At 64.2% G+C, this 19,915-nt stretch carries 24 protein-coding genes, 1 other RNA gene and 2 pseudogenes; 12 read left to right on the top strand and 15 right to left on the bottom strand.

The annotated features are described in order from the left end of the window. Positions 1-79: 79 nt before the first annotated feature. Complete coding sequence (locus tag RA24_RS06555) at positions 80-961, bottom strand: LysR family transcriptional regulator (RefSeq protein WP_039190602.1); 882 nt, start codon at positions 959-961, stop codon at positions 80-82. A gap of 125 nt (positions 962-1,086) precedes the next feature. Between RA24_RS06555 and RA24_RS06550 the strand changes: the two genes are divergently transcribed. From RA24_RS06550 to RA24_RS06540, 3 genes are all read left to right on the top strand, one after another. Continuing rightward, entirely contained in the window at positions 1,087-1,308 is a 222-nt protein-coding gene (locus tag RA24_RS06550) for a DUF1127 domain-containing protein (protein WP_039190600.1), read from the top strand. Positions 1,309-1,505: 197 nt separating this feature from the next. Beyond that, entirely contained in the window at positions 1,506-2,282 is a 777-nt protein-coding gene (locus RA24_RS06545) for a Bax inhibitor-1/YccA family protein (RefSeq protein ID WP_039190599.1), read from the top strand. An 85-nt stretch (positions 2,283-2,367) separates the two neighbouring features. After that, entirely contained in the window at positions 2,368-2,841 is a 474-nt protein-coding gene (locus RA24_RS06540) for a GNAT family N-acetyltransferase (RefSeq protein WP_039190597.1), read from the top strand. Positions 2,842-2,843: 2 nt separating this feature from the next. Here the strand turns inward: RA24_RS06540 and RA24_RS06535 are convergent, their stop codons facing one another. From RA24_RS06535 to RA24_RS22765, 3 genes are all read right to left on the bottom strand, one after another. Continuing rightward, positions 2,844-3,230 (bottom strand): hypothetical protein, encoded by a 387-nt coding sequence (locus RA24_RS06535; protein ID WP_019295729.1) that lies wholly within the window; start codon positions 3,228-3,230, stop codon positions 2,844-2,846. Between the two features lie 223 nt (positions 3,231-3,453). Continuing rightward, the gene (gene rpmG / locus RA24_RS06530; RefSeq protein WP_008554190.1) at positions 3,454-3,621 is read right to left on the bottom strand and encodes a 50S ribosomal protein L33; all 168 of its coding nucleotides are present in this window, start codon (positions 3,619-3,621) and stop codon (positions 3,454-3,456) included. 339 nt (positions 3,622-3,960) lie between these two features. Continuing rightward, a complete protein-coding gene (locus tag RA24_RS22765) occupies positions 3,961-4,422 on the bottom strand; it encodes a hypothetical protein (protein ID WP_152612818.1) in 462 nt (153 codons plus the stop codon). Here RA24_RS22765 and RA24_RS22960 point away from each other — a divergent pair. Further along, a pseudogene (locus RA24_RS22960) lies at positions 4,363-4,659 on the top strand (hypothetical protein); the annotation flags it as partial. The gene RA24_RS22765 and the pseudogene RA24_RS22960 overlap by 60 nt on opposite strands. A 66-nt stretch (positions 4,660-4,725) precedes the next feature. On the opposite strand, the gene RA24_RS22755 reads toward RA24_RS22960, so the two are convergent. Continuing rightward, on the bottom strand, positions 4,726-5,010 hold the full coding sequence (locus RA24_RS22755; RefSeq protein ID WP_082020327.1) for a hypothetical protein: 285 nt from the start codon (positions 5,008-5,010) through the stop codon (positions 4,726-4,728). Between RA24_RS22755 and RA24_RS22955 the strand changes: the two are divergent. Continuing rightward, positions 4,918-5,361, top strand: a pseudogene (locus RA24_RS22955) (adenylate/guanylate cyclase domain-containing protein); the annotation flags it as partial. The gene RA24_RS22755 and the pseudogene RA24_RS22955 sit on opposite strands and share 93 nt — an antisense overlap. An 86-nt stretch (positions 5,362-5,447) precedes the next feature. Here the strand turns inward: RA24_RS22955 and rnpB are convergent. The 5 genes from rnpB to gatC form a co-directional block, all read right to left on the bottom strand. Next, positions 5,448-5,853, bottom strand: an RNA gene (gene rnpB / locus RA24_RS21725) — RNase P RNA component class A. A 131-nt stretch (positions 5,854-5,984) separates the two neighbouring features. Next, the gene (locus tag RA24_RS06520; protein WP_039190595.1) at positions 5,985-6,662 is read right to left on the bottom strand and encodes an N-acetylmuramoyl-L-alanine amidase; all 678 of its coding nucleotides are present in this window, start codon (positions 6,660-6,662) and stop codon (positions 5,985-5,987) included. Beyond that, entirely contained in the window at positions 6,662-7,447 is a 786-nt protein-coding gene (locus RA24_RS06515; RefSeq protein ID WP_039169496.1) for a hypothetical protein, read from the bottom strand. The genes RA24_RS06520 and RA24_RS06515 overlap by 1 nt, the downstream gene beginning before the upstream one ends. Positions 7,448-7,487: 40 nt before the next feature. Beyond that, complete coding sequence (gatA, locus tag RA24_RS06510; protein ID WP_039190593.1) at positions 7,488-8,975, bottom strand: Asp-tRNA(Asn)/Glu-tRNA(Gln) amidotransferase subunit GatA; 1,488 nt, start codon at positions 8,973-8,975, stop codon at positions 7,488-7,490. Between the two features lie 87 nt (positions 8,976-9,062). Beyond that, positions 9,063-9,350, bottom strand: coding sequence for an Asp-tRNA(Asn)/Glu-tRNA(Gln) amidotransferase subunit GatC (gatC, locus tag RA24_RS06505; RefSeq protein ID WP_039149048.1), 288 nt, complete (start codon positions 9,348-9,350; stop codon positions 9,063-9,065). 186 nt (positions 9,351-9,536) lie between these two features. Here gatC and RA24_RS06500 point away from each other — a divergent pair, with 186 nt between their 5' ends. Then, positions 9,537-10,229, top strand: a complete 693-nt coding sequence (locus tag RA24_RS06500) for a metal-dependent hydrolase (RefSeq protein ID WP_039190592.1) — start codon at positions 9,537-9,539, stop codon at positions 10,227-10,229. Positions 10,230-10,332: 103 nt separating this feature from the next. Here the strand turns inward: RA24_RS06500 and RA24_RS06495 are convergent, their stop codons facing one another. The 4 genes from RA24_RS06495 to RA24_RS06480 form a co-directional block, all read right to left on the bottom strand. Next, positions 10,333-10,956 (bottom strand): DNA-3-methyladenine glycosylase I, encoded by a 624-nt coding sequence (locus tag RA24_RS06495; RefSeq protein ID WP_039190589.1) that lies wholly within the window; start codon positions 10,954-10,956, stop codon positions 10,333-10,335. Continuing rightward, on the bottom strand, positions 10,953-11,246 hold the full coding sequence (locus RA24_RS06490) for a YciI family protein (RefSeq protein ID WP_019295737.1): 294 nt from the start codon (positions 11,244-11,246) through the stop codon (positions 10,953-10,955). The genes RA24_RS06495 and RA24_RS06490 overlap by 4 nt, the downstream gene beginning before the upstream one ends. A gap of 21 nt (positions 11,247-11,267) precedes the next feature. Beyond that, positions 11,268-11,849 carry a TetR/AcrR family transcriptional regulator gene (locus RA24_RS06485; protein WP_039190588.1) on the bottom strand — a complete coding sequence of 194 codons (582 nt, stop codon included), beginning with the start codon at positions 11,847-11,849 and terminating at the stop codon, positions 11,268-11,270. A 97-nt stretch (positions 11,850-11,946) separates the two neighbouring features. Continuing rightward, the gene (locus RA24_RS06480) at positions 11,947-12,396 is read right to left on the bottom strand and encodes a nucleoside deaminase (RefSeq protein ID WP_039149059.1); all 450 of its coding nucleotides are present in this window, start codon (positions 12,394-12,396) and stop codon (positions 11,947-11,949) included. A 198-nt stretch (positions 12,397-12,594) separates the two neighbouring features. Between RA24_RS06480 and RA24_RS06475 the strand changes: the two genes are divergently transcribed. The 6 genes from RA24_RS06475 to RA24_RS06450 all read left to right on the top strand — a co-directional run bounded on the left by RA24_RS06475 (position 12,595) and on the right by RA24_RS06450 (position 19,229). After that, positions 12,595-13,605, top strand: a complete 1,011-nt coding sequence (locus RA24_RS06475) for a pseudouridine synthase (RefSeq protein WP_039190829.1) — start codon at positions 12,595-12,597, stop codon at positions 13,603-13,605. 174 nt (positions 13,606-13,779) lie between these two features. Beyond that, positions 13,780-14,673 carry a 5-bromo-4-chloroindolyl phosphate hydrolysis family protein gene (locus tag RA24_RS06470; protein WP_039190586.1) on the top strand — a complete coding sequence of 298 codons (894 nt, stop codon included), beginning with the start codon at positions 13,780-13,782 and terminating at the stop codon, positions 14,671-14,673. Positions 14,674-14,689: 16 nt separating this feature from the next. Continuing rightward, positions 14,690-15,880 carry a toxic anion resistance protein gene (locus RA24_RS06465; protein ID WP_039149064.1) on the top strand — a complete coding sequence of 397 codons (1,191 nt, stop codon included), beginning with the start codon at positions 14,690-14,692 and terminating at the stop codon, positions 15,878-15,880. A gap of 59 nt (positions 15,881-15,939) precedes the next feature. Then, positions 15,940-16,827: a DUF2927 domain-containing protein gene (locus RA24_RS06460; RefSeq protein WP_082020334.1), complete on the top strand. Its 888-nt coding sequence runs from the start codon at positions 15,940-15,942 to the stop codon at positions 16,825-16,827. A 26-nt stretch (positions 16,828-16,853) separates the two neighbouring features. Then, complete coding sequence (locus RA24_RS06455; protein WP_039169485.1) at positions 16,854-18,035, top strand: SPFH domain-containing protein; 1,182 nt, start codon at positions 16,854-16,856, stop codon at positions 18,033-18,035. 72 nt (positions 18,036-18,107) lie between these two features. Continuing rightward, positions 18,108-19,229, top strand: coding sequence for a TFIIB-type zinc finger domain-containing protein (locus tag RA24_RS06450; RefSeq protein WP_052269547.1), 1,122 nt, complete (start codon positions 18,108-18,110; stop codon positions 19,227-19,229). Positions 19,230-19,327: 98 nt separating this feature from the next. Here RA24_RS06450 and RA24_RS06445 read toward each other — a convergent pair whose 3' ends face one another. Next, a complete protein-coding gene (locus tag RA24_RS06445) occupies positions 19,328-19,747 on the bottom strand; it encodes an Hsp20/alpha crystallin family protein (RefSeq protein ID WP_019295746.1) in 420 nt (139 codons plus the stop codon). Between the last annotated feature and the right edge of the window lie 168 nt (positions 19,748-19,915).

The raw sequence follows: 19,915 nt of genomic DNA, 5'->3' as shown, positions 1-19,915 counted from the left end.
GCCTGGCCCAAGGCCGCCAAGGATGCACTGGCGAAGCCAGGGCAGCCTGCGGGCGCGGGAGCTCTCCCTTGCTTGCGGCTCAGCTGGCGGCGCGCAGCGGCGTGGACCATAGTCCCTGGAACCCCTGCCGGATGAACTCCGCCAGTTCCTCGACATAGGGCGCATGCACGCGTTCTGCCCCATAAAGATTGATATGCTGCATTGGCAGCTCCGGCAGGCCGCAGCCCGGGCCGATCAGTTCCTGATAAGACGGCTGGGTGCCTTCCATCAGTACCCCAACCGCCAGGTCGGCGCTGATTGTCGCCTCAACCGTGCGGTCGGAATCGCTGTCCAGCGCCATTTCCCATTCGATGCCTGCCTCATCCAGCGCCGCCGTGGCGACCGGGCGGAAGCTGCAGTTGCGGCAGAAGCCAAGCCGCAGGGGCCGCTGCCGCCAGACCGATCCGTCCGGCGCGCCAGCCCAGCGCAGCGGCATGCTGTGGATCGTCTCTGCCCCCTCACCCGCGCCGGTTTCGGTGGTCAGGATCAGATCGAAGGCACCGCGTGAAAACTCGGTCTTCAGATCACGGGTGTTGGAAGTGCAGAGGTTCACATTGACCCGCGGGTAGCTGAGGCTGAACCGCTTCAGCACCTGCGGGATGACCGGGTGCACCACATCATGCGGCACCCCCAAAAGCACCTCGCCCTCAAAAGCCTGATCGGTCAGCCGGCTGATCACTTCATCGTTCAGCGCCACCATCTTGCGGGCATAACCCAGCATCTGCTCGCCCTCGGCCGTCAGCGCAATGGTGCGCCCGGACCGGTCCAGCAGTTCCAGCCCAAGGAGCTCCTCCAGCCGCTTCATCTGCATGGAGACCGCGGACTGGGTCAGATGCAGGAAACCGGCGGCGCGGGTCACCCCACCGTATTCCGCCACCGCCACAAAGGAGCGGAGCGTGGTGATATCGAGATTTCTTACCATCACAGAACCTGATTCATTGGATCAAAAACATTCGTTTTAAAAATATGCCACAGAGGCCCATATTCATCAACACAATTGATCACCCAGAAGGGATGCATCACAATCTCAACTGAAGGACCAAGCCCATGACCCTCGCAACCTCTGCCTGCACCACCTCTTGCCACCGCGTGAAACCGCAGCTTTCCCTGACCGCACGCCTGCGGCTGCATCTGGCTGCCTGGCGCCAGCGCCGCCAGCTGTCCCGGCTGGATGACCGCGCGCTGGAGGACATCGGCGTGACCCGCGCCCAGGCGGACGCGGAGGCCCGCGGCGGGTTCTGGAGAGCGCCGGATCATTGGAGTTTCTGAGGAAGCGGCCCCCTCACAGACGCCAGCCTGACGGACGGGCCGCCGCAGTGCGGCCCGTTTGGTTGTTTTTCATGTATTTCTTTGCCCGAAATACTTGAACCGAACTCCGCTTCACCCGATATTTGGCAGGAAAGCTGCGGCCCGCGGTCCCACTCGTGTGCCGGCAGCGAGGGAGTAGATTACGGAGACCATTCCAAATGGCACAATTCGACAGCATCCGCTCTGCCGCCGGCGCCCGCGCCCAGCAGATTGATGAGGGCCTCCGCGCCCATATGAACAAAGTCTATGCCACCATGTCGGCAGGCACGTTCATCACCTTCCTGGCCGCCTGGGCGATTGCCGGGCTGGCAGTCACCTCGGACCCGGCCAACGCCGTGGCCCAGCTGAGCGCTGACAAATACCTGACCAACATCGGCTATGCGCTTTATGCCTCGCCGCTGAAGTGGGTGATCATGTTTGCCCCGCTGGCCTTCATCTTCGGCATCGGTGCCGCCGCCAACCGTATGTCCGCGGCCGGCGTGCAGCTGCTGTTTTATGTCTTTGCCACCGTGATGGGCCTGTCGATCAGCTCGATCTTCCTGGTCTTCACCGGCGAAAGCATCGTGCAGGTGTTCCTGATCACCTCCATCGCCTTTGCGGGCCTGTCGCTGGTGGGTTACACCACCAAGAAGGACCTCAGCGGCATGGGTTCCTTCCTGATCATGGGCCTGATCGGCCTGATCGTGGCCTCGATCGTTAACATTTTCCTGGCGTCCTCCGCCATGGCATTTGCGATCTCGGTGATCGGCGTGCTGATCTTTGCGGGCCTGACTGCATATGACACCCAGCGCATCAAGAACGACTACCTGCAGATGGCCCACGCCGGCGACCAGGAGTGGCTGGCAAAGTCAGCGATCATGGGCGCCCTCAGCCTCTATCTGGACTTCATCAACATGTTCATGATGCTGCTCCAGCTGCTTGGCAACCGCGAATAACCGCAGGCCACATTCCAAACAGCGAGGGGCGGATCTCAACGATCCGCCCCTTTTCATTTGAACAACAATAACAAGGGGAACACCCATGAAAATCATTGAGATCCCGGCGTCCGAGGCAGGCCGTTTGCTGCCGCTGTTGCAGGACCTGCACGCACTGCACGCGAAACATCAGCCGGAGAGGCATGTACCGGCCCCTGGCAGCGGCGATCTGACCGCCTGGCTGCAGGACTGGCTGAAGCAGGACAACGTCTGCGCACTGGCTGCTGAAAGCCCGCAGGGGGCGCTGCTGGGCTACCTGATTTATGAACTGCAGGACCGCCCCGCCCTGCCGGTCCGGGCGGCCGAGAAGCGCGCCATGCTGCACCATATCTCCGTCACCGAAGCCTGGCGCCGGATGGGTGTTGGCAAGGCGCTGGTGGAGGTCATGAGGACGCGGGCGCTGGCGGAAGGCGCGACCGTGGTTGCGGCCACCTATGCGCCGTTCAACAGCGCCTCCGCCGCGCTGATGCAGGGCATGGGGATGGAACCTGTGCTGACCGTGGCAGAGTGGCGCGCCTGAAGTCAGCCCCCGGAACAGTCGAGGCCGGCGGAGATGGCAACAATGCCCTGGCGGCCCGCAAGCTCACTGAGGCCGCCGTACACGCGGCAGCCTGAGACGCTGCGGATCAAGTTCAGCAATTGCACCTCGGCAATCTCAGGCAATACAGGCACCGCACTGGTTCCGGCTGCGCTCAGCACCGCAATACCGGCGCTGCCCTCGCGCATCACACTGAGGGCCAGCCTGCGTCCGTTGATGCCGACGCTATGCTCGGCAACCACCTGACGGGCTGTCCCGCCCTCCCCGGCAGTTCCAGCTGCGGGCAAAGGCTCAACGCTGACCGCCGGGGGCAGCGGCACCGCCGCCTTGGTCTCAAAGAAACTGGAAACCGGTGCCCCGGCCACTGACATTACCGCTGCCAAGAAGAAAACCCGCACTGCACATCCACCCGTTCATTTGTTCACCCAGGGCATCAGGCTAGGCGTGAAATGGGGCGAGAAGGTGCCGGGGCGCAGGACAATGCGCGCAGCTTTTTCCGACAATTGAAGGCAGCAGGCATACGGACCACATGCCCCAAAAGAAAACGGGCCGCGCAGCGCGACCCGTTTCCGGAAATCATCTCGAAAGGAAGGCTTACTTGATTTTGCCTTCTTTGTACTCGACGTGCTTGCGCACAACCGGGTCATACTTACGCACAACCATTTTCTCGGTCATGGTGCGTGCATTTTTCTTGGTCACATAGAAGTGGCCGGTGCCCGCGCTCGAGTTCAGGCGGATCTTGATGGTGGTCGGCTTCGCCATGGTGCTTCTCCTGCGTCCGAAAAGGCAGGGGCCTCTCGGTAAATTCCTATCTGAAGCCCGGCTTTTACCCGCCCTGTGCCCCAAGTCAACAGCCAAATCGCCCGGAAGCCGCCCCGGAAGGCCAAATCTGCCGCCCCGGACGGCAGAACCGGGGTTTTCGGCTGCGCAACCCCGCTGAAACACGGTGAAACATGGCCTTACCAGCTGTTTGCCCCATTTCATTGGCATAACCCGCCGCGCCACATACCGAAAGCCCTGCCGATGCCTGAGCAAGGGGACCCCCGCCAGACAGATCCGCAACCGAATCTTCTGGTGCGCGCTGTGGCCGGGCTGTCGGTTTCACTGCGGTACAAGCTGCTGGCCGCCTTTCTGACCGGGACCGGACTGGTGATCCTGCTTGCCATTCTGGGGTTGCAGACGTTGCAGCAGGCAAATGAACGGACCCGCCTGCTGATCCGCGATCAGCAGCAGATCGCAGCTTACAACCGCATCTATCAAAGTGCAGGCGACACCATGGTATTTGCCCTGTCCAGCAAAACCGGGTCTCCTGGAAGGATGGGGGTGCCCTCTGCCCAGGCCCTGAACGAAGCTAATGACCTGACGGTGATCATCGCCCGTTACGCACGGCAAGTGGAACGGCAGAAGCTGCCAAGGGATCCCCGGCTTGCAAACCTGCAGAAAACCGCAAGCCGCCTGCCGGGGGTTGCGGCAGACCTCGTGCAGGCGCGCAGGTCGGGTGAGATGGCCAAGGTCGCGGAGCTGGTCGATAAACAGTTCACCCCAATCGCCCTGAGCCTGCAACGCGATGCTTATACAATCGCCAAGAACATCGAACGGCGGATGAACCTGCGCGCACAGGAAACCGCGAGAGCCTACGGGCGCGCCCGCGCCCTGGTCATCGGGGCCAGCGCGGCAGCCGTTCTTTTGTCGCTGCTGGCAGGCTATGCAATTTCCTCCTCCGTGCTGTGGCCGGTGGAGCAGATCGGCCGCACCCTGAGTGCGGTCGCCTCCGGGAAATTCACGGCCCGGGCCAGGGTTTCAAACCGGGATGAATTCGGCGGGCTGGCACGGAATGTGAACAGCATGAGCCGCGAACTGGGCGCGCTATACGAGGAGGTCAATGCGCAGAAGGAGGAGCTGAAGTCCTGGAACAGCCAGCTGGAGCGCAAAGTGGCGCAGCAAGTCGCGGAACTGGAACGGACCAACAGGCTGCGCCGCTTCCTGCCGGAGCCAGTGGCGGCGATGATCGTCAATGCAGGCGGCGGCAGCACCCTGCTGAACAGCCAGCGCCGCACCGTGACGGTTCTGTTTGCCGACCTGCGCGGCTTTACCGCCTATGCCAGTGCGGTTGCCCCCGAACAGGTGATCGCCGCGCTCAACGCCTTCCATCAGGCCTCTGGCCCGCTGATCGAGGAGGCCGGCGGCACGCTGGAGCGTTTTCTGGGTGACGGCCTTCTGGTCCTGTTCAATGCGCCATTGCCTTGCGAGGATCCGGCCAAGCGGGCGCTGACACTAGCGCAGCAGATGCAGGCAGCCTTTCCGGATGCCGTGAAACCGTTCCAAACCGGCAGCAGCCGGATCGGCTTGGGGATCGGGATTGCCACTGGCGAGGCAACACTGGGGCAAATCGGTTTCGAAGGGCGGCTGGACTATGCCGCCATTGGCGCAGCGCCGAACCTGGCAGCCAGGCTCTGCGACAAGGCAGACAGCGGAAAGATCCTGCTGTGCGAGACAACAGCCCAGGCCATAGGTGCGGGTTTGCAAGAGGCCGGAGAGTTCGATTTGAAGGGCATTCCCGGGCCGGCCATCGTCTATGAGCCGATTAAACGCGCAGAAGGCCTGTAAGCCGGATCCTGTCCCCCCTGCCCCGTAAGGCAGGGATCGATGGCCATTCATCTAGGCGGCGCATTGCTGCGCCGCTCAAGCTGCCAACCCGGTCCCTCTCGGCTGAAGCGAACCTAGCGGCGGTTTTCCGGAAGACCGGAACCTGCCCGCGCGGGGACCCTATTTGGCATTGCTCCCGGTGGGGCTTGCCGTGCCGCCCCTGTTGCCAGGGGCGCGGTGGGCTCTTACCCCACCGTTTCACCCTTACCAGCCCGGAGGCTGGCGGTCTGTTTTCTGTGGCGCTTTCCGTCGGGTTTCCCCGCCCGGGCATTACCCGGCACCGCTGCTTCATGGAGTCCGGACTTTCCTCGCGGAGCGGACGCTCCCCGCGGCCATCCAGCCTTCTGCGCGGGGTGAGGCGTAGGAACAACGGCGCGCGGCGTCAAGCGGATAGTTCGGCGGCAGGGGCGTTGCCCCTCTTGGCCCCGGGGCCAATTCACCCCTGGGTATTGCAAACCAGAAAGAAGCCCGCCGGTCTCTTAGGCAAGCGGCAGGAAATCTTCAGCAGAGAGCGGGCCGCGCGCCCAGGGGCGGAACCGGAGGCGTACGGCGGCCAGCAGCGTTTCATCAGCGGAAAGCGCCGTGAAACCGGCGGCGGCGGCGGCGGCGCGGAAGTGCGCGAAGGTCACCGTCTGCGGCAGAGGTGCGCCCCCGCCATCCGCAGCCAGGCCCTGCCGGGCCAGGCGCGCCCAGTCAAAGCGGGGACCCGGGTCGCATTTGCGCCCCGGCGCCATGCAGGAATGGCCGATCACGCCCGCAGGCGGGATATTCCAGCGTTGCATGATGCCCCGCATCAAATCTTCCAGCCCCGCCATCTGCAGCGCGCTGAAAGGATGGGTACCGAGGTTGTCGAGCTCAATGCCGATGGAACGGGAGTTGATATCCTCCTGCCCGGCCCACTCGCCTGCCCCCGCGTGCCAGGCCCGGCTGTCCTCGGCCACCATCTGCCAAATGGTCCCATTCGCACCGATCAGGTAATGTGCGGAGACCTCTGCTGCCGGATCGCAAAGCCGCTCCAGCGCCGCACGCGCACTGTCCATAGCGGTGTAGTGCAAAACAATCAGGGACGGTGTCAGACCGTCCCTGCGCGGCCCGAAGTTCGGGCTGGGATGCCAAATGGCGCCTGGCTGATCAGCCCTGCCCGTATCAGGCGTCATCAGTTCTGGACGGCCAGCCGGTACGGCGCCGGATCCCAGCCGCAAGCAAAGCCGTCTCCGTCCGGATCCAGCACCTTGCGGTCCCGCTGAGGGCCGCCGCTTTCGAGGAAGGCGATCTGGGCCTGATCCGGCGACGCAAACTCGGCGCAGTTGCGCGCGCTGCGGGCCTTCAGGTTGATGCCTGCGCGAGTATAGAGGCGCACCCCCTTGGGGTTGGAGGTGCTGAGCGCGTATTTCACGATGTTCGGCCCGGTATCGCCGGCCCGCTGCGGCACGGCAGTGGGCTGCACCTGCTGGTACTGCGACCGCTGGCGCTCAAGCCGGGCGGCATCGCTTTCGATCGACTGGCGGGAGGCAACCGCCTCAAAGTCATTCTCGTCCGAAATACTGGCGTTGCCGATCAGCGCCGGCGCCGGGTTGGAGGGGCTTGCATCCAGCGGTGCAGTGCCGGTGCTGGAACTGCTGCGCGAGGCGGCCAGGGCTGCCTCTGTCTGGCGGGCGATATCGGCATCGCTGGACGCCGCCGCAGCGGTGCTGAAGGTACCGGCCGAAGTGGTGGCGGCAGCGCTGCGTGGCGCCGCCCCTGACGGGGACGGCACCGACTCGGTGGATACCCGCGCCGGCGGCACCAGCGGATCGCCATTGATGGTGGTGCCTGCGGCCGGCGGCGGCGCAAACGGGTCGCCGTCGATGCCAACGCCCGCGGCGCTGTCCGGAACCTGGGGGGAACAGGCAGCCATAACCAGAAGGCTGCCTGCGGCGGCGTAAGATGCGAATGCGCGCATGGGGTACCTGTCAGCTCTGCTCAATTGCTTGCGCAGAGGTTTACCACCATTGCTGCGGTTTGGCTACAAAGCCGGCCGCATTCTCCAGCGCATAGGCAGTGTTCAGCAGATCACCCTCTTCCCAGGGCTTGCCGATCAGTTGCAGCCCCAGCGGCAGGCCCTGGCTGTCCAGCCCTGCGGGCACCGCGACACCCGGCAGGCCCGCCAGGTTCACGGTGACGGTGAACACGTCGTTCAGGTACATCTGCACCGGATCTGCCTCTGTCATCTCACCAAGGCCAAAGGCAGCGGACGGGGTGGCCGGGGTCAGGATTGCGTCGACACCGGCAGCAAAAGCGTCCTCGAAGTCCTTCTTGATCAGGGTGCGGACACGGCGGGCGCGATTGTAGTAGGCGTCGTAGAAGCCGGCCGACAGCACGTAGGTGCCGACCATGACGCGGCGCTGCACTTCGTGGCCGAAGCCCTCGGCGCGGGTCTTCTCGTACATCTCGGTGATGCCGTCGCCGGCTTCCAGCGTGGCGCGGCGGCCGTAGCGGACGCCATCATAACGCGCCAGGTTCGAGGAGGCCTCAGCCGGGGCAATCACGTAGTAGGCCGGAAGTGCGTATTTGGTGTGGGGCAGCGAGATGTCGACGATCTCGGCGCCTGCTGCTTTCAGCATCTCGGCACCATCGGACCAAAGTTTCTCAATCTCGCCGGGCATGCCGTCCATACGGTATTCCTTGGGGATACCGATCTTCTTGCCGCGGATGTCGCCGGTCAGCATCGCCTCGAAATCCGGCACCGCCAGTTCGGCAGAGGTCGAATCCTTGGGGTCGTGGCCGCACATGGTTTCCAGCATGATGGCAGCGTCGCGCACCGATTTGGTCATCGGGCCGGCCTGATCCAGCGAGGAGGCAAAGGCAACGATGCCCCAGCGCGAGCAGCGGCCGTAGGTCGGCTTGATGCCGACGGTGCCGGTGAAGGCCGCAGGCTGGCGGATCGAGCCGCCGGTGTCGGTGCCGGTGGCCGCCAGGCAGAGGTCGGCGGCAACGGCTGAGGCGGAACCGCCGGAGGAGCCGCCCGGGGTCAGCTGGGCGTCGTCATTGCCGCGGCGCCATGGGCTGACGGCATTGCCGTAGACGGAGGTTTCGTTGGAGGAGCCCATGGCGAATTCGTCCATGTTCAGCTTGCCCAGCATGACGGAGCCGGCATCGGCCAGTTTCTGGCTGACGGTGGATTCATACTCCGGCTTGAAGCCTTCGAGGATCTTGGAGGCCGCCTGCGAGGGCACGCCCTTGGTGCAGAACAGATCCTTGATGCCGATTGGCAGGCCGCACATTGAGGGTGCATTGCCCGCCTTGATGCGCTCGTCCGCAGCCTTGGCGCGTTCCATAGCCAGCTCAGGCGTCTTGTGCACGAAGGCATTGAGCGCATCAGCCGCGTCGATTGCCTTGAGGCAGGCCTCGGTCAGTTCAACGGAGGTGGTATCGCCCTTGCGCAGCGCGTCGCGGGCCTCTGCCAGGGTCAATTTATTGAGTTCGGTCATTTTATCGCCTCTCTTAGGCAAATGTCATTGGGCTCCGCCCGTTCACAGCTGAAACCGTCCCCCGGACGGTTTCCAAGACGCTGCTCACTACTCCACGACTTTGGGCACTGCGAAGAAGCCTTCGCGGGCGTCCGGCGCATTGGCCAGCACCTTATCCTGCTGGCTGCCGTCGGTGACTTCATCCACCCGGCGCTTCAGGCGCTGCGGGGTGACGGAGGTCATCGGCTCGACGCCCTCGACATCCACCTCGTTCAGCTGCTCGATGAAGCCCAGGATGTTGTTGAACTCGTCTGCCAGCGCCGGCAGAGCGTCGTCCTCGACCTTGATCCGGGCCAGTTTGGCCACCTTGGCGGCGGTGCTTTGGTCAATCGACATGGAAACCCTCATCTGGTGTTGGGTAGGCATTTACCGCCGTGCCGCCTGCGCTGCAAGCCTGCAACGGGCGGCCGGGCGGCAATCAGACCCGCAGGCATAATTTCCGGCACGTCCGCATTCCTTTTCGCCCGCAGCCTGTTAGGCTGCCGCCAAGGACAACAGCAAGGCCAACGGGAGGAAAAACCGATGAAGATCATTTGGCTGGGCCACGGCTCATTCCGTATCGAAACAAGCGGCCTGGTGCTGCTGGTGGACCCCTGGCTGAGCGGCAACCCGGTCTTGCCCGAAGGAAGCCACGAGGCCGCGGTTGCAGGTGCCACCCATATCCTGCTGACCCATGTGCATTTCGACCATGTGGTGGACGTGCTGCCCTTGGCGAAACGGCTGGAAGTGCCGGTGGTGGGGCAATACGACCTGATGGGCCTCTGGGGCGAGACCGAAGGGGTGCAGACTACCGGGTTCAACAAGGGCGGCACGGTGGACCTCGGCGGCGTCAAGGTTGCGATGGTTCCGGCCTCCCACAGCTCCACCTTCAACACCCAGGACGGGCTGCGCACCGGCGGTTCGGAAGTGGGCTACATGCTGATGGCGGAGGGCAAGACGGTCTACCTGTCCGGCGACACCGCGATCATGGCCGACATGGAGTGGATGGGCGATTACTACAAGCCGGACGTTGGCATCCTGTCGGCGGGCGGCCATTTCACCATGGACATGAAACAAGCCGCCTATGCGGCGAAGCGTTATTTCAATTTCAAAACGGTGATTCCCTGCCACTACAAGAGCTTCCCGGTCCTGGAGCAGGACGCCAAGGACCTGACCGAAGGGCTGCCCGGCGTCGATGTCATTGAGCCGGAAGTGATGAAGGCAATCGAAGTCTGAGCCGCGCGGTGTAAAGGCTCTCTCCCGCCCGTCGCCGGATCTGTCAGGCAGTTCCGCTCCCGTTGGGCGTGGCGCCGGGCCTGCGGCCCGGCGCGGACGCGTTTCAAGCCGCCGATTTCGTCTGCGGCACGGTGAACGCCTCGCGCGCTGCAGCCGCCCTTTCCCGGCAGATGCAGCCACGGGCGTGGTCGTTGATCAGCCCCATCGCCTGCATGAAGGCAAAGGCGGTAGTGGGGCCGACAAATTTCCAGCCGCGTTTCTTGAGCGCCTTCGACAGCGCCACGGATTCAGGACTGGTGGAGACGGTCTGCGGCTCCGGCAGGTCTTCCGCCTTCGGCTCGAAACTCCAGAAAAACGCTGCCAGCGAGCCCGCCTCCGCCACCAGCTCCTGGGCGCGCGCAGCATTGTTGATCACCGCTTCGATCTTGCCGCGGTGGCGGATGATGCCCTTGTCCTGCAGCAGCCGTTCCACATCCGCTACGCCGAATTCCGCCATTTTGTTGAAATCAAACCCGGCAAAGGCGGCGCGGAAGTTCTCGCGCTTGTCGAGAATGGTCCGCCAGCTGAGACCGGACTGGAAGCTTTCCAGGCAGACCTTCTCGAACAGGCGGATATCCTCGCCCACCGGATAGCCCCATTCCTCGTCGTGGTACCGCAGGAAATCCGGCGCCGAGTCAGCCCAGGCACAGCGGGTATGACCATCGGCGGCTGTGAAAATGCGGCTCATTCGCCGCCCCGCAGGAAATCCAGCCGGGGATCCATCATGGTCGGCGCCACGCCGATGATCTCCGGCTCCACCACGCCGCCGGTCACAAAAGGATCCTGCGCGACACGGGCGAACAGGTCCTCCTCGCTTTCGCCCACGGCGAGGATCGCGCCACCCTCGCCATCGGTCATGGAGCCGGCAGCAAGAAAAACCCCGTCCTCGAACCCCTGCTGCAGCCAGGCTTTGTGGCCATCCAGAAACTCGGCCAGGCGGCCCTTCTGCTCTGCAAATGTCAGCAAAATGAAATACATGTTTGTCTCCTGTGATGCGTATTAACGGGGATAATCCTGTGGCAGCTGACCGCGTAGCCAGTCCTGCATCAGCGCCACTTCGCGGTTGATGAACTCCACATCGCCAAAAGCCTGAGCCAGCGTTGCAGCCCCCTGACTGCGTGCCAGCAGGTGCATGGCCAGGGCATCCGATTCCGTGCCGCAGCCCAACTCCTCGAACTGGCGGCAGAGCCACGTCCGGAACAGGGTAAAAACCGCATTTGCCTGATCCTGCGCCGCATGGTTCAGCTTGCCAAGCTCCGCAACCAGCGTGCCGACCGGACAGCCGTACAGGGTGATCTTGGCCTGGTTGGCGATCAGGATGCGAATGAAGCAGATGATCCGCTGCTCCGGGCCGGCGCCTTCCGCCTGCCAGGTGTTCAACATGGTGCGGGTCGAAGCCAAGCGGCGCGCGATCACCGCTTCAAGGATCTCGTCCTTGGTTTTGAAATGATAATAGAAATTGCCGCGCGAGATGCCGACCGCCGCGGCGATATCCGCAAACGACGTCGCCTCGAACCCGCGTTCATAGAACAGCTGGTCCGCGGCCTCAGCGATCCTGTCTTTGGTTGCTGGCTGTGGCATCTCCACCCCTAGGATGTTTGACCTAAATGCAAACTAGGACATTTGACCTACAGGTACAACCGGCCAGCGAAGCGACGGCACGTCACATGCTCCATGATCAGCGTTTGCCGGCAAAGAACTCCTTGAGCAGCGCGCTGGCCTCGCCTTCGGCAATCCCGTCATAGACCTCAGGCGCGTGATGCGCCTGCGGATGGGAGAACACACAGGCGCCATGCGCCACGCCGCCGGACTTGGGATCAGCGGCGCCGTAGTACACCCGGCGGATGCGTGCGGCGGCGATGGCCGCGGCGCACATCGCGCAGGGCTCCAGCGTCACATAGAGGTCGTAGCCCGTGAGCCGCTCGCTGCCCAAGGCGGCACAGGCCGCGCGGATTGTCAGAATCTCGGCGTGGGCGGTGGGATCGTTCAGTTCGCGGGTGCGGTTGCCTGCCAGCGCCGCCACCTGCCCGTCCGGCGCGATCAGCGCGGCACCCACGGGAACCTCGCCGCGTTCTGCCGCCGCCCGCGCCTCAGCCAGCGCCTTATCCATATGCGATTTGAATGCCATACGCTCCGCTCAGCTTGAATGCAGCAAGGCTATACACTTAGAAAAGTTTCGGCCCGGCAGCAACGCCGGGCAGCGCCCGTCCGCCCCCATGGGCGGGCGCTTCGTTTCCCGCCCGCGGCCGGGCTCTGCCCTCACCACACTTTGCCCACCCGCGATTGCCCGCTTTCGCAAGACGGTGGAATGCTCTATGGCACGGGCATGAGCAAAACACCCGCATCCCCCAAGGGCAAACCGGCCCCGAAATCGCAGCCTCGCAAGGCGCCCGCCACCCCTGAAGGCACAGCCCCCGAAGGCGACCGCATCGCCAAGGTCCTGTCGCGCGCCGGCGTTGCCTCGCGCCGCGAAGCTGAGCGCATAATTGCGGAGGGCCGCGTTTCGGTGAACGGCAAGAAGATCGACAGCCCGGCCCTGAACGTGACCGCGGCAGACCGGATCAGTGTCGACGGCCAGCCGCTTCCGGAGGCCGAGGCGCCGCGGATGTGGCTGTATTACAAGCCCACCGGCCTGGTGACGTCGAACAGCGACGAAAAAGGCCGCAAGACGATCTTTGACGAGCTGCCGGAGGATATGCCGCGGGTCATGACGGTCGGCCGGCTCGACCTCAACTCCGAAGGTCTCTTGCTGCTGACCAACGACGGCGGCATCAAGCGCAAGCTGGAGCTGCCCGCCACCGGCTGGCTGCGCCGCTACCGGGTGCGGATCAACGGCCGCCCCAAAGACGAGGATTTTGCCCCGTTGCGCAAGGGCCTGGTGATTGAGGGGGAGAAGTTCCAGCCGATGACCGTGTCGCTGGACCGCCAGCAGGGCGCAAATGCCTGGCTGACCGTGGGCCTGCGCGAGGGCAAGAACCGTGAAATCCGCCGCGCGATGGAGGATATCGGCTATACCGTGAACCGGCTGCTGCGGGTGTCCTACGGGCCGTTCCAGTTGGGCGACTTGAAACCGGGCGACGTGGAAGAACTGCGTCCGCGTGTGGTGCGCGATCAGCTGGGGCTTGAACCGGAAGAGGAAAAGCCGGTCGGCCGCCCCACCCGGTCCCGCGGCGGCAAGCCTGCTGGCCGGCCTATGGGTAAGCCAGGCGGCAAACCGGCTGGCAAGGCACCGGCGAAAACCGGCAAACCGGGCGGCAAGCCCGCAGCACCGCGCAGCGACCGCCCCGCCCAGCGCGGCGGCGGCAAGCGTCCGATCGGCAAGAATCCCCGCCGCTGAGCCAATTCCCGCAGACTTCCCCCTAGCAACAACGCCCGCTATCCCCTAGATTTCCAATCAGTTAGTCTTCGCTGGCGGTCTGGGGGGCCTTTCGCGTGCAGAAACTTGCCTATGCTGCCCTGTTGATCCTGATGTTCGGCCTAAGCACCGGCTGGATCGTGGGGGGCTGACCGCATGGCACAGCGTTACGGCGGCAAGTTCAGCCCGGATGGGAAACCCTCGCCGCAGGACAAGCCCGCGCAGCAATCCTTCCGCAACGCCCAGGTGGACCCGGTTGGCATGCGCGCCAACCTGATGTTCCTGCCGCCCGCCATCCTGACATTGCTTTCCCTGAACGACGGCGCCACCGGACTTGCGCTGGGGCTGATCGGCGCGGGGCTTTGGACCGGCGGCGCCTTCCTGCTGCGCGAGGGGCTGAAGGCCGAAGCCGCCTACGGCGCCCGCAAGGTGGCACGCAAGCCCGCCCTGCCCCGCAAGATCCTGGCAGCACTTCTGACCGGCGGCGGCGCGGCGCTGGCGGCCTGGAAGGCCGAACCCGGCATTCTGATTGCCGCCATCTATGGCACCGCAGCAGCGGGGCTGCACGTCACCGCCTTTGGCATCGACCCGCTGCAGGACAAGGGCGTCGAGGGCGTCGACGATTTCCAGCAGTCCCGGGTCGCCCGCGCGGTGGATGAGGCGGAGCAGAGCCTTGCCGCGATGACGAACGCCGCTCTGCGCGCCCGGGACCGCAAGGTCGAGGCGCGGGTGGAGCAGTTCCAGTCCGTCGCCCGCGAGCTGTTCCGCACGGTGGAGGAAGACCCGCGCGACCTGACCGCCGCCCGCAAGTACCTGACCGTCTATTTGCAGGGCGCCCGCGATGCGACGGTGAAATTCGCCGATATCTATGCCCGCAGCCAGGACGCCCAGGCCCGCGCCGATTACCTGGCACTGCTGGACGATCTGGAACAAAACTTTGCCGCGCGCACCCGCAAAATGCTGGTGGAGGACCGCACGGACCTGACCATTGAAATTGATGTGCTGCGCGACCGGTTGCAGCGTGAAGGGGTCCATCTGGACCAGAACTGATTAAGGGGAGCCATTCATGTCTGAAGCCGTTCAACAAAAGGCCGCCCAGGCCGAAGCCTTGGTCACCGAAGTCACCGCCATCGAACTGCCCGAACCCGTGGCAGAGGTTCAGCCCCTGGAACAGGCCGATGAACCGACCAGTGAGGCGATCCGGCAGCGGATGGACCAGATCGACATGGACGACACCAACTCGATCATCCATTTCGGCTCTGCCGCACAGGCTGAACTGCAGACCATCAGCCAGGCAATGCTGTCTGACGTCCGCAACAAGGACGTGGGGCCTGCGGGGGACTCCTTACGAAATATCGTGGCCACGATCCGCGGCTTTTCGGTCTCCGAACTGGACGTGCGCCGCAAGGCGACCTTCTGGGAGCGGCTTCTGGGCAAGGCGACGCCCTTCGTGAAATTCACCGCGCGCTATGAAACCGTGCAGGGGCAGATCGACAGAATCACCGACGACCTCCTGGGCCATGAGCACACCCTGCTGAAAGACATCAAATCGCTCGATCTTCTCTATGAAAAGACGCTGCAATTCTATGATGAGCTGGCACTCTATATTGCCGCAGGCGAAGCCAAGCTGGCAGAACTGGACGGCACCGCCATCCCGGCCAAGGAAGCCGAGGTGCAGGCAGCCCCTGAAGGCGATCAGGTGATGAAGGCGCAGGAGCTGCGCGACCTGCGTGCCGCCCGCGATGACTTGGAGCGGCGGGTGCATGACCTGAAGCTGACCCGCCAGGTCACCATGCAGTCGCTGCCCTCGATCCGGCTGGTGCAGGAAAACGACAAGTCGCTGGTGACCAAGATCAACTCCACCCTGGTGAACACCGTGCCGCTGTGGGAAACTCAGCTGGCGCAGGCCCTGACCATCCAGCGTTCGGCCCAGGCCGCGGCGGCAGTGCGCGATGCCAATGACCTGACCAATGAACTCCTGACCTCCAACGCCGCCAACCTGCGCCAATCGAACGAGATGATCCGCAAGGAAATGGAGCGCGGAGTGTTTGATATCGAAGCGGTGAAACAGGCCAATGCGGATCTGATCGGCACCATTCAGGACAGTCTCAAGATCGCCGACGAGGGCAAGGCCAAACGCGCTGCCGCCGAGGAAGATCTGCAGAAAATGGAAGCGGAGCTGCGCGATACGCTGGCCGCTGCCAAGGCGCGGCGCGACGGGGTTGGCGACAACGCCGGCACCGCTGTGCCGGGTTAAGAAAGGCAGCGGGAGTGCAGGCAATCCATACACTTTGGAAGAGCGCAGCGGCCTTTGCCGTGCTGGCCGCTTTAAGCGCATGCCTGCCCTTTGACCAGGCAGAATCTCTAGTGCCGCAGGCCCGGCCTGCAGTGCCCCAGCCTGCGGTCTACAAACCCTCTGCCGACAGCGCCCAGCTGGCCTACTACTACAACGCATTGGAGCGGGACCTGCTGACCCGCGGCCTTTTGCGCACTGACGGCGGCGGGCCGGACACACCGTTTGACGCCGAGGATCTGGCGGCAAGCTTCGAGCAACTGGCTTTCTACGATGAATACGGCGGGTCCGGCATTTCCGGGGGGCTCGGCCGCTGGTCCGGCCCGGTCCGGATCGCAGCGGAGTTCGGTCCCTCGGTGCAAGCGGGCCAGCGGGTGCAGGACCGGGAAACACTGGCCGAATACGCCGCGCGGCTGGCGCGGATCACCGGCCATTCCATCAGCACCGTCAGCGGCAGGGCCAATTTCCACGTGATCTTTGCCAGCCTCGACGACAGCGCCTTTGTCGCTGAACGGGTGCGCGAACTGCTGCCCGCGATCAGCGCCCGCGACCTGTCGCTGCTGGCTGCGCCGCCGCGCAGCTACTATTGCTTGGTGGTCGCAGGCGGGCCGCAGGGGGATCCGCTGTCCTACACCCGCGGCGTCGCGCTGATCCGGGCCGAGCATCCCGACCTGGTGCGCAAAAGCTGCGTGCACGAGGAAGTGGCGCAAGGCCTGGGCCTCAGGAACGACAGCCCCCGCGCGCGCCCCTCGATCTTCAACGATGACGACGAATTTGCGCTGCTGACCAGCTTTGACGAAAAGCTGCTGCAGATGCTGTATGATCCAAGACTGAAGGTGGGGATGAGCCTGGAAGAGGCCCGCCCCCTGATCCGCATTCTCGCCCGCGAGGCGATGGGCCAGGAACTTTAGGCCGCCACAGGAAGAGGACCTGAAACATGGGTATTTTCGATTTTCTCAAAGGCGAATTCATTGATGTCATTCATTGGGTGGATGACACCCATGACACCATGGTCTGGCGGTTCGAACGCGAAGGCCATGAAATCAAATACGGCGCCAAGCTGACGGTGCGCGAGGGCCAGGCGGCGGTGTTCGTGCACGAGGGTCAGCTGGCGGATGTGTTCACCCCCGGTCTCTACATGCTCGAGACCAACAACATGCCGGTCATGACCACGCTGCAGCACTGGGACCACGCCTTCCAGTCGCCGTTCAAGTCTGAGGTCTACTTTGTCGACACCACCCGTTTCAGCGACCTGAAATGGGGCACCAAGAACCCGATCATCTGCCGCGACCCGGAATTCGGGCCCGTCCGGCTGCGCGCCTATGGCACCTATACGATCAAGGTCGCCGACCCGGCCCGCTTCCTGAGCGAGATCGTCGGCACCGATGGTGAATTCACCATGGACGAGATCTCCTATCAGATCCGCAACATCATCGTGCAGGAGTTTTCCCGCGTGATTGCCGGCTCCGGCATTCCGGTTCTGGACATGGCCGCCAATACTGCCGACCTGGGCAAACTGGTGGCGGCAGAGATTTCCGGCACCCTGGCCGACTACGGCCTGATGATGCCGGAGCTGTACATTGAGAACATCTCGCTGCCGCCTGCGGTGGAGGAAGCCATGGACAAGCGCACCCAGATGGGCGTGCTGGGCGATCTGGGCCGCTACACTCAGTTTTCGGCAGCTGAGGCGATGACCGCCGCCGCCAAGACCCCGAACAGCGGCATGGGTGCCGGCATGGGAATGGGCATGGGTATGGCGATGGCGCAGCAGATGGGCCAGGCTCTGCAGGGAGGCGCCGCCTCTCAGCCAGCGGGTCAGCCGTCCGGGCCATGGGGGGCGCGTCCCGAACCCGCTGCGCCGCAGCCGGCAGCGCCCGTGGCGCCGCCTCCGCCGCCGGTGGAGCACGTCTGGCACATTGCGGTGGACGGGCAGACCTCCGGTCCGTTCTCCAAGGCGCGGATGGGGCGGATGGCGCAGGACGGCACCCTGACACGCGAGACCCACGTCTGGACCCCGGGCCAGGACGGCTGGAAACGCGCAGGCGAAGTGATGGAGCTTGCGCAGCTGTTCACCATCCTGCCGCCGCCTCCCCCGCCGTCGGCGCCGCCAGCCGGGTGACACCGCCGCAGGGCAGCCAGCCGCTGCCCAGCCCGCTTGACTGACACTGCCGACAGGTTGCCCCCCGTGACGATGCCCCCGCCGCCGCCCGCCGAAACCGTGCCTGCCCCCGACGATGAGACCCACCGCTTCCCGTGCGAGCAGTGCGGTGCCGATTACACCTATGACCCGGCCAAAGGCACGCTGACCTGCGGCCATTGCGGCCACACCGAAAGCATCCGCAGCGGACCCTGGAAGGGATCCGCCCTGCAGGAGTTGGATTTCCGCGCTGCCGTGGCCGATCAGCTGCCCGAGGCAGAGATCGAAGTGACGAGGGTCTCCACCTGCCCCAACTGCGCCGCGCAGGTGGAATTCGATCCGGACACCCACGCCAAGGAATGCCCGTTCTGCGCAACGCCTGTGGTGACCGGCACCGGAGAGAACCGGCACATCAAACCCAAAGGCGTGCTGCCTTTTGCGGTAGAAGAACGCGCCGCGCACAAAGCTATGACAGATTGGCTGGGCGGCCTGTGGTTTGCCCCGAACGGCCTCAGGGAATACGCCCGCAAGGGGCGGCGGATGCAGGGCATCTATGTGCCTTACTGGACCTATGACGCCCAGACCCGCAGCAGCTACACCGGCCAGCGCGGCACCGTTTATTATGTGACCGAAACCTTCCAGCACGAAGGCAAGACCCGCTCCCGGCAGGTCGCCAAGGTACGCTGGACGCCCGCCTCGGGCCGGGTGCAGCGGTTTTTCGATGATGTGCTGGTGCTGGCCTCAAAAAGCCTGCCCAAAAAATACACTGAGGGGCTGGAGCCCTGGGACCTGGCGCAGCTGGAACCTTACCAGCCGCAGTATCTGGCAGGCTTCCGGGCTGAAGCCTACACCGTGGATCTGGAGGCTGGTTTTGCCGAGGCCGGGCAGAAGATGGACCGGGTGATCGAGCGTGACGTGCGCTTTGACATCGGCGGCGACCGCCAGCGGATTGCCCATATCGACACCAAAGTGTCTGAGGTAACCTTCAAGCACATCCTGCTGCCGGTCTGGCTCGCCGCCTACAAATACCGCGGCAGGACCTATCGCTTTGTGGTCAACGGCCAGTCCGGCCGGGTGCAGGGCGAGCGGCCTTATTCAGCCTGGAAAATTGCCTTTGCGGTGCTGCTGGCCCTTCTGGTCGGTGCCGGGATCGCACTGCTGACCAGCCAGCAGTAGCACCAAACAAAAACGGAAGGGGACGCTGCCGCCCCCTTCCTGAACCGGCCGGTTCCTTTCCCCGGATTCTGAGCCGGAACCCTTGGCCGGCCTCCCTGTCAGCCCTTGCTGATCTTGATCCTGCGGGCGGTCTCCGGCTGCTCCAGCGCCTTCTTCGGCACTGCGATATGCAGCACGCCGTCCTCCATCCGGGCTGAGGCCGCCTGCCCGTCCGCGTCCTCCGGCAAACGGAACGACCGCCGGAATGCGCCATACTGGCGCTCGCTGAAGTACCAGGTGTCGCCCGTCTTCTCAGACTGTGTCTTTTTCTCGCCGCGGATCGTCAAAACGCCGTTGTCCACGGTCAGCTCCACGTCCTCCAGCGAAACACCCGGAAGCTCCATGGCAATGTCATAGGCCTCCTTGCCCGAAGACGCCTCGGTTGCCGGGGTGAGCCAGTCGGCCAGCCGCGCACCAAAGCTGCGGAAAGGATCATATAGCGACGGCCAGAAGCCGCCATGTTCGGTTTTTTCCACCATTGTTCAGCCTCCTTTCTTGTTGAATCCCATTGTACCGCCTGCCCCGCCGCACCGCCTTGATCCGGCGCAAAGGCAAAGCCTGAGCCGGAGGTTTTCAGGCCGCGGCCTCGCCAGTGCCCGGCAAAGGAGATAGAGCTGTTGCGGACACTCCGGCAGCCGCCTGCCGGA

The organism is Leisingera sp. ANG-M6, assembly GCF_000813905.1.
GTDB lineage: Bacteria > Pseudomonadota > Alphaproteobacteria > Rhodobacterales > Rhodobacteraceae > Leisingera.
This window is presented reverse-complemented; position numbering and strand designations above follow the sequence as displayed.